The organism is Klebsiella michiganensis (assembly GCF_015139575.1).
GTDB classification, from domain to species: Bacteria; Pseudomonadota; Gammaproteobacteria; order Enterobacterales; family Enterobacteriaceae; genus Klebsiella; species Klebsiella michiganensis.
In genome coordinates, this window is sequence record NZ_AP022547.1 from 1,640,817 (window position 1) to 1,653,962 (window position 13,146).

At 56.3% G+C, this 13,146-nt stretch carries 14 protein-coding genes; 8 read left to right on the forward strand and 6 right to left on the reverse strand.

Annotated elements, in window-relative coordinates:
• Window positions 1–168 precede the first annotated feature (168 nt).
• The 3 genes from JLG71_RS07870 to yfcG form a co-directional block, all read right to left on the reverse strand.
• Window positions 169–1,062, reverse strand: coding sequence for a TIGR01777 family oxidoreductase (locus JLG71_RS07870; protein WP_048260663.1), 894 nt, complete (start codon window positions 1,060–1,062; stop codon window positions 169–171).
• A 20-nt stretch (window positions 1,063–1,082) separates the two neighbouring features.
• Complete coding sequence (gene folX, locus JLG71_RS07875) at window positions 1,083–1,445, reverse strand: dihydroneopterin triphosphate 2'-epimerase (protein WP_004104107.1); 363 nt, start codon at window positions 1,443–1,445, stop codon at window positions 1,083–1,085.
• Window positions 1,446–1,510: 65 nt separating this feature from the next.
• Entirely contained in the window at window positions 1,511–2,140 is a 630-nt protein-coding gene (gene yfcG / locus JLG71_RS07880) for a GSH-dependent disulfide bond oxidoreductase (protein ID WP_014230264.1), read from the reverse strand.
• A 209-nt stretch (window positions 2,141–2,349) separates the two neighbouring features.
• Between yfcG and yfcF the strand changes: the two genes are divergently transcribed.
• Genes yfcF through yfcD form a run of 3 tightly spaced genes read left to right on the forward strand, consistent with a single transcriptional unit; the run spans window position 2,350 to window position 4,215 of the window.
• A complete protein-coding gene (gene yfcF / locus JLG71_RS07885; protein ID WP_014839128.1) occupies window positions 2,350–2,994 on the forward strand; it encodes a glutathione transferase in 645 nt (214 codons plus the stop codon).
• Window positions 2,995–3,050: 56 nt separating this feature from the next.
• The gene (gene yfcE, locus JLG71_RS07890; protein ID WP_025106669.1) at window positions 3,051–3,602 is read left to right on the forward strand and encodes a phosphodiesterase; all 552 of its coding nucleotides are present in this window, start codon (window positions 3,051–3,053) and stop codon (window positions 3,600–3,602) included.
• 58 nt (window positions 3,603–3,660) lie between these two features.
• The gene (gene yfcD, locus JLG71_RS07895) at window positions 3,661–4,215 is read left to right on the forward strand and encodes an NUDIX hydrolase YfcD (protein ID WP_004852867.1); all 555 of its coding nucleotides are present in this window, start codon (window positions 3,661–3,663) and stop codon (window positions 4,213–4,215) included.
• 4 nt (window positions 4,216–4,219) lie between these two features.
• On the opposite strand, the gene JLG71_RS07900 is transcribed toward yfcD, so the two are convergent.
• Window positions 4,220–5,239 carry a LacI family DNA-binding transcriptional regulator gene (locus tag JLG71_RS07900; protein WP_004852866.1) on the reverse strand — a complete coding sequence of 340 codons (1,020 nt, stop codon included), beginning with the start codon at window positions 5,237–5,239 and terminating at the stop codon, window positions 4,220–4,222.
• A 235-nt stretch (window positions 5,240–5,474) separates the two neighbouring features.
• Between JLG71_RS07900 and JLG71_RS07905 the strand changes: the two genes are divergently transcribed.
• From JLG71_RS07905 to JLG71_RS07925, 5 genes are all read left to right on the forward strand, one after another.
• A complete protein-coding gene (locus JLG71_RS07905) occupies window positions 5,475–5,918 on the forward strand; it encodes a PTS sugar transporter subunit IIA (RefSeq protein WP_200914053.1) in 444 nt (147 codons plus the stop codon).
• Between the two features lie 79 nt (window positions 5,919–5,997).
• Complete coding sequence (locus JLG71_RS07910; protein WP_200914054.1) at window positions 5,998–6,270, forward strand: PTS sugar transporter subunit IIB; 273 nt, start codon at window positions 5,998–6,000, stop codon at window positions 6,268–6,270.
• Between the two features lie 20 nt (window positions 6,271–6,290).
• Window positions 6,291–7,682, forward strand: coding sequence for a PTS ascorbate transporter subunit IIC (locus tag JLG71_RS07915; RefSeq protein WP_004852862.1), 1,392 nt, complete (start codon window positions 6,291–6,293; stop codon window positions 7,680–7,682).
• A complete protein-coding gene (locus tag JLG71_RS07920) occupies window positions 7,679–8,509 on the forward strand; it encodes a transketolase (RefSeq protein ID WP_200914056.1) in 831 nt (276 codons plus the stop codon). The genes JLG71_RS07915 and JLG71_RS07920 overlap by 4 nt, the downstream gene beginning before the upstream one ends.
• On the forward strand, window positions 8,502–9,455 hold the full coding sequence (locus JLG71_RS07925) for a transketolase family protein (protein ID WP_046877181.1): 954 nt from the start codon (window positions 8,502–8,504) through the stop codon (window positions 9,453–9,455). The genes JLG71_RS07920 and JLG71_RS07925 overlap by 8 nt, the downstream gene beginning before the upstream one ends.
• A 46-nt stretch (window positions 9,456–9,501) precedes the next feature.
• Here JLG71_RS07925 and pta read toward each other — a convergent pair whose 3' ends face one another.
• Window positions 9,502–11,646, reverse strand: coding sequence for a phosphate acetyltransferase (pta, locus tag JLG71_RS07930; protein WP_014230257.1), 2,145 nt, complete (start codon window positions 11,644–11,646; stop codon window positions 9,502–9,504).
• Window positions 11,647–11,847: 201 nt separating this feature from the next.
• Window positions 11,848–13,050: an acetate kinase gene (gene ackA / locus JLG71_RS07935; RefSeq protein WP_004123156.1), complete on the reverse strand. Its 1,203-nt coding sequence runs from the start codon at window positions 13,048–13,050 to the stop codon at window positions 11,848–11,850.
• Window positions 13,051–13,146 lie beyond the last annotated feature (96 nt).

The following is a 13,146-nucleotide window of genomic DNA, read 5'->3' on the forward strand; positions in this document are numbered from 1 at the left end:
ACGGTGTGATGGTGTTAAATTACACACAGGGGTTATGGCAGAGTGAAAGGCATATCACTGGAATGAGATTCACAGTTAAGGCGACACAGGACGGGTGATTTTTGCGCGCTGCGAGGCGGGTTCCATAAATTAATCAGGGAGAGCGATACTCTCCCTGATGGAGCTGGACTACCGCAGCACGTTGGCCAGCGCTTCTTCCAGATCGTACCAACGAAAGCCAAATCCGGCGGCTTCCAGGCGTTTAGGCAGCGCGCGCTGGCCGCCGAGTACCAGAACGGAAGATTCACCCATCAGCAGGCGAATGGCCGCCGCCGGGACGCGGAAAATGGCAGGGCGATTTAGCGCATGCCCCAGCGCGTGGGCGAACTGCTCGTTGCGCACAGGGTAAGGGGAAACCATATTAAACGGCCCCCGCAGGTCGTTATCCAGCAGCCAGAGAATACCGTTGACCATGTCGTCGATGTGGATCCACGCCAGATATTGCCTTCCGCTACCGATAGGGCCGCCGAGGCCAAGCTTAAAGGCCGGCGTCATTTTGGCCAGAATACCGCCTCGCGGCGCCAGCACCACGCCGGTACGCAGCAGGCAGACGCGGGTGCGATCGCTCTGCGCTTCGCAGGCGATTTGCTCCCAGCGGGCGCAAAGCTTGTGGGTAAACTCGTTGTGCGGCGGCTCCTCTTCGGTTACCACGACTTCACCGAGGTCGCCATAATAACCGGCGGCGGAGCCGCTAATCAGCACCGAGGGCGGCGTATCGCTGGCGTTGAACAGCGTGACCAGCTTTTGGGTGATATCCCAGCGGCTGTGGCAGAGACGCTGTTTCTGCTCCGCCGTCCAGCGCTTATCGGCGATCGGCTCGCCGGCCAGATTAATGACGGCATCAATGCCGTTGAGGTTCGCCTGATGCTCGAAATCGCGCCACAGGGTGACGCGCGAATCGAGGCGGCTTTTGGCCTTTTCAGGGCTGCGCGTAGAAACCGTTACGTGATGTCCAAGCTCCAGTAGCCGGGGGATCAGATGGCGGCCAATCAGGCCGGTACCGCCAGTAAGCAGAACGTTCATAGCGCCTCCCTAAGATGCGTCTAGCGCCGCCAGCTCATCGTCATGGATACCGAATCGGCGTAGCGCAGCGCATGCAGTTTATCGATCTCTACTTCAGCATATGTGACCCAGTGATGTTCGCGTGCGATGTCGAGCACATCCTGAGTTAATTTTTCCAGCAGAGAGAAGCGGTTATTCTCAATATGGCTAATAATGCGCTTGGTGATGGTGCGGTAGTTCAGCGCATCGTTAATATCTTCGCTGTTGCGTGATTTTTCCGCCGGGTAGTGGATCGCGACGTTAACCACCACGTCCTGGCGGTTGGCGATCTCTTCCTCTTTAATTCCGATAAAAGTACGCAGGCGCAGGTTCTTAATTCGAATAATGGCGTCTGGTTGAGACATGGCAGGCTTCCTCCGTGTAGTAATTTCCGCAATCATACATCAAAGCTTCCCGGGCGAGCAGGGGGTTAATGGGCTTCTGTTTTCAGAAGCGCTTCAACGGTGGCCGGGCGCTGGCGAATGCGTTCAAACCAGTTATGCACCGCCGGGTAATTGGCAAGGTCGATACGCTGGCGCTGATGGGCATTCACCCACGGCCAGCAGGCGATATCGGCGATGCTGTAGTGATTGCCGCCAAGCCAGGGACTCTCGCCAAGGCGCCGATTGAGCACGCCATACAGGCGCTGCGTTTCCACCTGATAGCGCTCAATGGCGTAGGGCACCGCCTGCGGAGCAAAGTGGTTGAAGTGATGATTTTGTCCGAGCATCGGCCCCAACCCGCCGACCTGCCAGAATAACCACTGTAGGGTGACGTGGCGCTCGCGGAGCTCGCCGCTCAGTAATTTTCCAGTTTTTTCAGCCAGATAGAGCAGGATGGCGCCGGATTCAAACAGGCTTAATGGGCCACCACCGTCGGCGGGAGCGTGGTCAACGATCGCCGGGATCTTGTTGTTGGGTGAGATCGCGAGAAACTGCGGATGAAACTGTTCCCCCTTGCCGATATCCACCCGGATGAGGCGATACGCCAGCTGCGCTTCTTCGAGGAATAACGTGATTTTGTGGCCATTAGGAGTGGGTGCGTAGTAAAAATCGATCATGAAAATTCCTCGCCGTCACAGGTCGCAAACTTTTCGAGTATAGGTGAACTGGCATCATCCGACAGGTTTGCCTCATCCTGGATGACTTTCGCCGATCGCGTTCACCCCCTGAGAAGTATGTAAGATCCTCAGCGTGGCGGTCAGTGACATCATCTGAAAGACAGGATATGTTGGCGTATCGCCCCATTACATTAGCCATTGAGGATGCTATGAGCCAGCCCGCGATTACCCTGTGGTCCGACGCCGATTTTTTCTCGCCATATGTGATGTCCGTATACGTTGCCCTGCAGGAAAAGAGCCTGCCTTTTACCCTGAAAACCGTTAACCTCGACAGCGGCGAACATTTGCAAAGCGGCTGGAAAGGCTACAGCGCGACGCGTCGCGTACCGCTGCTGGAGATCGGGGAGTTCTTCCTGAGCGAATCCTCCGCGATTACCGAATATCTGGATGAGCGCTTTGCGCCCCCGGAATGGGAGCGGCTTTACCCGCATGACCTGCAAAAGCGCGCGCGGGCGCGTCAGGTGCAGGCCTGGCTGCGTAGCGATTTAATGCCGATTCGCGAAGAGCGCTCCACGGACGTGGTCTTTGCCGCAGCAAAGAAACCTCCGCTCAGCGAAGCCGGGAAAAAAAGCGCCGACAAGCTGTTTGCAACGGCTGGCGTTCTGCTGTCCCATGGCGGGCAGAATCTATTTGGCGAATGGTCCATTGCCGATACCGACCTGGCGCTGATGCTCAATCGCCTGGTCCTGAACGGCGATGAGGTTCCCGCCGCGCTGGTGGATTACGCCACCTTCCAGTGGCAGCGGGCGTCGGTTCAGCGCTACGTCGCACTCTCAGCCAAACGCGCGGGCTGATAAGCGCCAGCGGTTCCGTTATCATAGCGGCATCGTAATGCGTGGAGATGAAATGTATGAAGCTGATGTTTGCCTCGGATATCCACGGCTCTCTGCCTGCCGCTGAACGCGTGCTTGCGCTGTTCGCGCGCAGTGGGGCGCAGTGGCTGGTTATCCTCGGCGATGTGCTCAATCACGGGCCGCGTAACGCCCTTCCCGAAGGCTATGCGCCGGCCCAGGTCGCGGAGGCGCTAAATAGCGTGGCGGAGCGGGTAATTGCCGTACGCGGCAACTGCGACAGCGAAGTCGATCAAATGCTGCTGCGGTTCCCCATTACCGCCCCCTGGCAGCAGGTTTTGAGCGCGCGAGCCCGTCTGTTTCTGACCCACGGGCATCTGTATAGCCCCGAAAATTTGCCTCCTCTCGCCGCTGGCGATGTGCTGGCTTATGGCCATACTCATATTCCGGTTGCCGAGAAACGCGGCGAGATTTTTCTCTTCAATCCCGGCTCGGTCAGCATCCCTAAAGGGGGATTTACCGCCAGCTACGGTCTTCTGAACGAGGGGCAATTGCAGGTTTTAGCACTCGATGATAATCAGGTTATTGCAGAGGTCGCAATTTACCCGTAATTTACCCCTCAACCGTATAGACGCGCCGCAAGAGCGCTTTAAAAAGTAAGGTTTCCTGATGGCGGAACAGAATCATTTGGCAAGCACAGAATGGGTCGATATTGTTAATGAAAACAATGAGGTGATAGCACAGTCCAGTCGCGAACAAATGCGTGCGGAGTGCCTGCGTCATCGAGCGACCTACATTGTTGTTCATGATGGGATGGGCAAAATCCTGGTGCAGCGTCGTACCGAAACAAAAGATTTCCAGCCGGGCATGCTGGACGCCACCGCCGGCGGCGTGGTGCAGGCTGACGAGCAAATGCTGGAATCCGCGCGCCGTGAGGCGGAAGAAGAGCTCGGTATTGCCGGCGTGCCTTTTGCTGACCACGGGCAGTTCTACTACGAAGATAAACACTGCCGCGTCTGGGGCGGCCTGTTTAGCTGCGTATCGCACGGCCCGTTCGCGCTGCAGGAAGAAGAAGTGAGCGAAGTGTGCTGGCTGACGCCGGAAGAGATCACCGCCCGCTGCGATGAGTTCACTCCGGACTCATTAAAAGCGCTGGCGCTGTGGATGACCCGCAATGCGAATAATGAGTCAGCAAAAAGCGAAAAGCAGGAAGAGGCTGAGTAGTTTTCTAACAGCTGTCCCTCATGCATAAACTGGACGCGATGGGCTTTCTGTCGCTCCAGTTTCCCTCAGTAAGACGCTCCAGAAGGGCGCGCCCGGCTTCTATACCAATCTTATGGTGTGGTACCGCCATGGTCGTTAACGGCGGCTGGCAGACCCGGCTCACGTCGCTGTCGCCAAAACCGACGACGGCTAAATCATCCGGTACCTTTATGCGCCGACGCTGACATTCATACAGCGCTCCGCATGCCAGCTCATCGGAAACGCAAACCAGCGCATCCAGCTCCGGCCATGCCAGCAAAAACTCCGGCAGCTGTGAAGCGCCGGTGGAAAAGTTGGCGGGCAGCGCGGCGTTAATTACCCGGTTAGGCGACATATGATGGCGCAGCATGGCTTTATACCACCCCTGCAAATGCTGCTGAAAAATCCACTGTTCCTGATTGGCGCACAGCAGACCGATATTCTGATAGCCGCGGTGGATAAGCATCTCCGTCAGCTCGAACATCGCCGCTACGTTATCAATGCCAATATTCATGTCGATCGGATCGGCGCGCATTGCGCCCATCTCCACCACAGGAATCGAGGCGTTCTTCAGCCAGTGGCGTACGGTATCGCTGTGTTCAACGCTAAGCAGAATGGCGGCGGCGATGTTAGAGGCCAGCAGCGTTTCCAGCAGCTTTTCTTCCTGCTCCAGACGGTGCAGCGATTCTGCCAGCATGATTTGATACCCTGCCGGCTGTAATACCTGCTGAAGCCCGGCAAACATCGCCGAACAGCCCGCCTCTGCAAGATTTGGCACCACCATCGCGATGGTTCTTGAGGAGGCAGACGCCAGCGCGCTGGCGGCGAGATTAGGCATGTACCCTAGCTCTTGCACCGCCGCTTCGATTTTTTCACGTAGCTTATCGGAAACCTGTTCCGGCGTGCGAAGGGCGCGGGACACGGTCATGGTTCCCACACCAGCCAGCTGAGCAACATCGGCGATCGTGACTTTACCGGTACTACGCCGTTTTCGGGTTAGAGACATACATATTCCTGCTAAACAGACGTTTTTATTATCATCCATTACTTCATGTGTCAGGGAGTATACGCCTTAAACGGGCCTTTTTGCTGCGTTTTGATGGGATGATTACGAATTGATAGCGCTATCACAAATCTGAATGTTCAGCATTGGTAGCGCTATCTTTGTGATCGTTCTCGCAGATAACTATTGGCTGCTTGCATAAAGTTTGCCCATCTTTTGCTAAAAGAGGCGGGACAAAATGCTCAAGACTTGGCTCTCTGATGCCACCATCGCGCTGCGGCAAAGCGTAGAGACCTGGCCACTGGCGCTGGACATCTGCGCCCGGCCGCTGCTGAAGACCGACGTTATCGAACCTGCCTACGTGACGGCCATCGTGGAGCAGCATCAGCGGCTCGGGCCGTACTACGTGCTGGCCCCGGGACTGGCGATGCCGCATGCGCGGCCTGAGGAGGGCGCGAAGGGCCTGGGGCTGTCGCTGTTGAAACTGCAACAAGGGGTATCGTTTGGCTCTGAGGAGTTCGACCCGGTTGATATTATTATTATGCTTGCGGCGCCGGATAAACATAGCCATATCGAAATGATTTCTGCCCTGGCGGAATTATTTTCCAGCGATGAAGATATGAATAAATTACATCAGGCAACCAATATTGAGGAGATAAAAACGATCATCGCGCGCTACTGATTCAATTTTATTATCCGGCTTATAACCCATTACGCGCCTGCGTGATGTGGACGTACTCTACCCAAAAAAGGTGATAACAATGAAAATTATGGCAATTTGCGGCTCTGGCCTGGGCAGTAGTTTTATGGTTGAGATGAATATAAAAAAAGTGCTTAAAAAACTCTATATCGAGGCCGAGGTAGAGCACTCCGATCTGTCGTCGGCAACGCCGGGCGCGGCGGATTTATTCGTGATGGCAAAAGACATTGCCGCCAGCGCCAGCGTGCCGGAAAGCCAGCTGGTGGTGATTACCAACATCATCGATATTAACGAACTCGAAGCGCAGCTGCGCGCGTGGTTCGCCAGACAATAATTATTGATAGCGAGGTGGATATGTTTATCCTTGAAACGCTGAATTTTGTTGTTGATATTCTAAAAGTACCCTCGGTGCTGGTCGGTTTAATTGCGTTAATTGGTCTGGTAGCGCAAAAGAAATCTTTCTCCGATGTCGTCAAGGGAACCATTAAAACAATTCTGGGTTTTATTGTTCTTGGCGGCGGTGCGACGGTATTAGTCGGTTCGCTGAATCCGCTGGGGGGCATGTTTGAACATGCTTTTAATATTCAGGGCATTATTCCTAATAACGAGGCGATTGTTTCTATTGCACTGGAAAAATACGGTGCTTCAACCGCGCTGATTATGGCGTTCGGGATGGTAGCGAATATTGTGGTCGCCCGGTTTACGCGTCTGAAGTATATCTTCCTGACCGGTCACCACACTTTCTATATGGCCTGTATGATCGGCGTGATTCTTACCGTGGCGGGTTTCGAAGGCGTCGGGCTGGTCTTTACCGGCTCCCTGATCCTCGGGCTGGTGATGGCGTTCTTCCCGGCGCTGGCCCAGCGCTATATGAAGCGTATTACCGGTACGGATGATATCGCTTTCGGCCATTTCGGCACCCTGGGCTATGTGCTGTCGGGTTGGATCGGTAGCGTCTGCGGTAAAGGATCGCGTTCAACTGAAGAGATGAACCTGCCGAAAAACCTGAGCTTCCTGCGCGACAGCTCCATCTCCATTTCGCTGACCATGATGATTATTTATCTGATTATGGCGGTGAGCGCGGGGCGCGAGTACGTGGAAAGCACCTTTAGCGGAGGCCAGAACTACCTGGTTTACGCCATCATTATGGCGATTACCTTCGCCGCCGGGGTGTTCATCATCCTGCAAGGGGTACGTCTGATCCTCGCGGAAATCGTGCCGGCCTTTACCGGATTTTCAGAAAAGCTGGTGCCCAACGCCCGTCCGGCGCTGGACTGCCCGGTTGTTTACCCCTACGCGCCCAATGCGGTGCTGATTGGCTTCCTGTTTAGCTTCCTCGGCGGTCTGGTCGGGCTGTTCCTCTGCGGGCAGTTTAAATGGGTGCTGATCCTGCCCGGCGTGGTGCCGCATTTCTTTACCGGCGCGACCGCAGGCGTCTTTGGCAACGCCACCGGCGGGCGGCGCGGGGCGATGATTGGCGCGTTTGCCAACGGCCTGCTGATCACTTTCCTGCCGGTACTGCTGCTGCCGGTACTGGGGGCAATTGGCTTTGCCAACACCACTTTCTCGGATGCGGATTTCGGCGCCGTGGGTATCGTGCTGGGTAACCTGGCCCGCTACCTGTCGCCGTTTGCGATTACCGGCCTTGTTGTGGCGTTGTTTGTGCTGCTGGTGGCGTACAACGTTTTTGTGAAAAAGAAACCTGTGGGCGGCGGCGCGCAGGAGAACAGCGGAGCGAAATCATGAATGTGCAAGAAGTGACTAACCTGGCGCGGGACATTCGCGTCGCTACCCTGAAATCGCTGACGGACCTCGGTTTCGGCCACTATGGCGGCAGTATGTCGGTCGTGGAGACGCTGGCGGTACTGTACGGCGCGGTGATGAAAATTGATCCCGCGGACCCGGACTGGCCAGAGCGCGACTACTTTGTGTTATCAAAAGGTCATGCCGGCCCCGCGCTGTACAGTACGTTAGCGATTAAGGGGTATTTCCCGATGGAGGAGCTGAGCACGCTAAACCAGAACGGTACGCGGCTGCCAAGCCATCCGGACCGGCTGAAAACGCGTGGGGTGGACGCCACTACGGGCTCGCTGGGGCAGGGGATTTCCATCGCCGGCGGCATGGCGCTGTCGCATAAGCTGGCGGGGCGGGCGAATCGCGTGTTCTGTATCGTTGGCGACGGCGAGCTGAATGAAGGCCAGTGCTGGGAAGCCTTTCAGTTTATTGCCCATCACTGTTTGAATAATCTGACCGTGTTTGTTGACTGGAACAAGCTACAGCTTGACGGCAGGCTGGATGAAATCATTTGCGCTTTCAACCTGGAGGATAAATTCCGCGCCTTTGGTTTTGATGTTGTCACCGTCAAAGGCGATGACATCCCCGGGCTGCTGGCCGCGGTTCAACCCGTACCTCCCGTCGATGCGCGCCCGCGCGTGGTTATTCTCGATAGCGTGAAAGGCCAGGGCGTGCCGTATCTCGAGAATCTCAGTAATAATCACCATTTACGCCTGACGGCGGAGATGAAAGAGACGCTAAACGAGACAATTCGCCAACTGGAGGCTGAACATGATTAAGGTTGCACCCGCAGGGCAAAAAGATGCCGTAGAGATGCGTAAAGTCTATGCCGGATTCGTCGCGCAGCAAATTGAAGCCAGGAGCCCGATTATTGCGCTGGAAGCAGATCTGATGAGCTCCATGGCGATGGATGGCGTCGCGCGGGAGCATCCGCAGCACGTCATCAACTGCGGCATTATGGAAGCCAACGTGATCGGCACCGCCGCCGGGTTATCGTTGACCGGACGCAAGCCGTTTGTCCATACCTTTACCGCTTTCGCCAGCCGCCGCTGCTTCGACCAGCTGTTTATGTCGCTCGATTATCAGCGGAATAACGTCAAGGTGATCGCCTCTGATGCCGGGGTGACCGCCTGCCATAACGGCGGAACCCATATGTCGTTTGAAGATATGGGGATCGTGCGCGGTCTGGCGCATTCGGTGGTGCTGGAAGTGACCGATGCGGTGATGTTTGAGGATATTCTGCGGCAGCTTATCGATCTCGACGGTTTTTACTGGGTACGCACGATCCGCAAACAGGCGCCGAGCGTCTATGCGCCGGGTTCGACGTTTACCATCGGCAAAGGGAATGTGCTGCGCGAAGGCGACGACATCACCCTGATTGCCAACGGGATCATGGTGGCGGAAGCCCTTGAGGCGGCGCGTCAGCTTGAGCAGGAAGGGGTCAGCGCGGCGGTGATTGATATGTTTACCCTGAAGCCCATCGACCGCATGCTGGTGAAAAATTATGCCGAGAAAACCGGGCGTATCGTGACCTGTGAAAACCACAGTATTCATAACGGACTGGGATCGGCGGTGGCGGAAGTGCTGGTGGAGACCTGCCCGGTTCCGATGCGTCGCGTGGGGGTGAAAGAGCGCTACGGCCAGGTGGGAACGCAGGATTTCTTGCAGAAGGAGTATGGCCTGACGGCGCATGATATTGTCTCGGCGGCGCGAGAGCTGCTGTAAATAAAAAGGCGACCATCCGGTCGCCTTTTTTCATGCAGCGGGCAGATTATGCTTGCTGCTGGGACGACTGAATCGCGGTCAGGGCGATGGTATAGACGATATCGTCAACCAGCGCGCCACGGGACAGGTCGTTCACCGGCTTACGCATCCCCTGCAGCATCGGCCCGATGGAGATCAGGTCGGCAGAACGCTGTACGGCTTTGTAAGTGGTGTTACCGGTGTTCAGATCCGGGAAGATGAACACGGTAGCGCGGCCGGCAACCGGGGAGTTCGGCGCTTTGGATTTCGCTACGTCAGCCATGACCGCCGCATCGTACTGCAGCGGGCCGTCGATCATCAGGTCAGGACGTTTTTCCTGCGCCAGACGCGTGGCTTCGCGTACTTTCTCTACATCGCTGCCGGCGCCAGAGGTACCGGTAGAGTAGGAGAGCATGGCTACGCGCGGTTCGATGCCGAAGGCAATTGCGGAGTCTGCGGACTGGATGGCGATTTCAGCCAGCTGTTCAGCGGTCGGATCCGGGTTGATCGCGCAGTCGCCGTAAACGTAAACCTGTTCCGGCAGCAGCATGAAGAATACGGAGGAGACCAGAGAGCTGCCCGGCGCCGTTTTGATCAGCTGCAGCGGCGGACGGATGGTGTTGGCGGTGGTGTGAACCGCGCCGGATACCAGACCGTCGACTTCGTCCTGCTCGAGCATCAGGGTGCCGAGAACCACGTTGTCTTCCAGCTGCTCGCGGGCAACCGCTTCGGTCATCCCCTTGCTCTTACGCAGCTCGACCAGGCGAGCAACGTAGCTTTCGCGAACCACTTCCGGGTCAACGATTTCAATACCGGCGCCCAGCTCTACGCCCTGAGAGGCGGCCACGCGGGTGATTTCATCCGGGTTACCCAGCAGTACGCAGGTGGCGATACCGCGCTCGGCGCAGATAGCCGCGGCTTTAACGGTACGCGGCTCGTTGCCTTCCGGCAGCACGACGCGCTTGCCTGCTTTACGCGCCAGCTCGGTAAGCTGATAGCGGAAGGCTGGCGGAGAGAGGCGACGGCTGCGCTCGGAAGTTGCGGTCAGCGATTCAATCCAGTCGGCGTTGATATAGTTAGCCACGTATTCCTGAACTTTCTCGATGCGCTCGTGATCGTCAACCGGAACTTCCAGGTTGAAGCTCTGCAGGCTCAGAGAGGTCTGCCAGGTGTTGGTGTTAACCATGAATACCGGCAGGCCGGTTGCAAACGCGCGTTCGCACAGTTTGCTGATGCGGGCGTCCATTTCGTAGCCGCCGGTCAGCAGGATAGCGCCGATTTCCACGCCGTTCATCGCGGCCAGGCAGGCGGCGACCAGAACGTCAGGACGGTCTGCGGAAGTGACCAGCAGGGAGCCTGCGCGGAAGTGTTCCAGCATGTGCGGAATGCTACGCGCACAGAAGGTGACGGACTTCACGCGACGGGTATTGATGTCGCCTTCGTTGATGATGGTGGCGTTCAGGTGATGCGCCATATCAATCGCGCGGGTGGCGATCAGATCGAAGCTCCACGGCACCGCGCCCAGAACCGGTAATGGGCTACCGCTCTGCAGCTGAGCCGGATCGATCTTCACGACTTTCGCTTTGGAAGAGTCGTCGAAGATTTCCGACAGGTCAGGGCGAGTGCGGCCCTGTTCGTCAACCGGCGCATTCAGCTTGTTGACGATCACGCCGGTGACGCTGGTGTTTTTCGCGCCGCCGAAGCTGCTGCGAGTCAGCTCAATGCGCTCTTTCAGCTGTTCCGGAGTATCGGTACCCTGGGACATCACAAAAACGATTTCAGCGTTCAGCGTTTTCGCGATTTCGTAGTTCAGAGACTGGGCAAACTGATGTTTGCGGGTCGGGACCAGACCTTCAACCAGCACCACTTCCGCATCCTGAGCGTTGGCGTGGTAGTTGGCGATGATCTCTTCCATCAGCACGTCTTTCTGGTTGCTGGAGAGCAGCGACTCAACGTGGCTCATCTTCAGCGGTTCTGCGGCCGGAAGGTCGGAGTTCGCGCGAATAATAGTGGTAGTCTGGTCTGGCGCATCGCCACCGGCACGCGGTTGAGCGATAGGTTTAAAGACGCTCAGACGAACGCCTTTACGTTCCATAGCACGGATAACACCGAGGCTGACGCTGGTCAGGCCTACGCTGGTTCCGGTAGGGATCAGCATGATTGTACGGGACACGATATATCCTCTTTCGTTACCGCCAGTATCAGGCGGGATACAAAACTGCACCACCAGCTTCCCGTCATACTTCAAGTTGCATGTGCGTTGGCTTTACTCGCTCACCCCAGTTACGTACTACTCGTACGCTCCTGGGGGATTCTCTGCGTCGCCGCCTTCCTGCAACTCGAATTATTTAGGGTTATGGCTGGCGGTGTGGAATCAGGCGGTCAGACGGTTGGCGTCTTGCGCGATGACCAGCTCTTCGTTGGTCGGAATGACGATAGCCGGGCGAGTGCCTTCTTTGTTGATGAAGCCAGACTTGCCGAAACGGGCTGCCAGGTTACGCTCGTGATCAACTTCAAAGCCCAGTACGCCCAGTTTGCCCAGAGACAGTTCGCGAACCATCGCGGCGTTCTCACCGATACCACCGGTGAATACGACGGCGTCCAGACGACCGTCCATCAGCGCGGTGTAGGAGCCGATATATTTCGCCAGGCGGTGGCAGTAAACGTCCATGGCACGTTTAGCGTCAGCTTTTTCCTGGTAGTTGTCTTCAACGTAGCGGCAGTCGCTGGTCACTTCGGTCAAACCGAGCAGACCGGACTCTTTGGTCAGCATTTTGTTGATGGCGTCTACGCTCATGCCCAGGGCATCGTGCAGATGGAAAATGATTGCCGGGTCGATATCGCCAGAACGCGTACCCATAACCAGACCTTCCAGCGGAGTCAGACCCATGGAAGTGTCAACGCATTTACCGTTGCGGATAGCGGAAACGGAACCACCGTTGCCCAGATGGCAGGTGATGATGTTCAGCTCTTCAACCGGTTTGTTCAGAACTTTCGCGGCTTCCTGAGTCACGTAGAAGTGGCTGGTGCCGTGCGCGCCGTAGCGACGTACGCCGTGTTCTTTGTACAGGCTGTACGGCAGGGCATAGAGGTAAGATTCTTCCGGCATGGTCTGATGGAACGCGGTGTCGAACACGGCAACGTTCTTGTCTTTCAGATTAGGGAAAGATTTCAGCGCCTCAGCGATACCGATCAGGTGCGCCGGGTTGTGCAGCGGAGCGAAAGAAGCGGAGTCTTTGATTCCCTGAATCACGGAGTCATCGATAACGACGGAGCTGGTGTATTTTTCACCACCGTGAACGATGCGGTGGCCGATTGCGGTCAGCTGAGCAGACAGTTCTGGTTTTTGTGCCAGAATAGTGTTAACGATAAAGTTCAGCGCTTCACTGTGAGCAGCGCCAGCGCCTAATTCGGCTTCTTGCTTGCTGCCGTCCATTTTCCATTTGATACGGGCTTCAGGAAGATGGAAACATTCTGCTAAACCAGACAGGTATTCGTCACCGTTGACGGCATCAAGGATAGCGAATTTCAGAGAGGAGCTACCGCAGTTCAGAACCAGTACTAACTTACTCGACATGGAAGTACCTTTTATGATACGTGGCTAAAAAAACGTCAGTGTGTCACAAAGCGTAGCGCAGGATGACATCGACATTTATGATTAACATCATGCCTT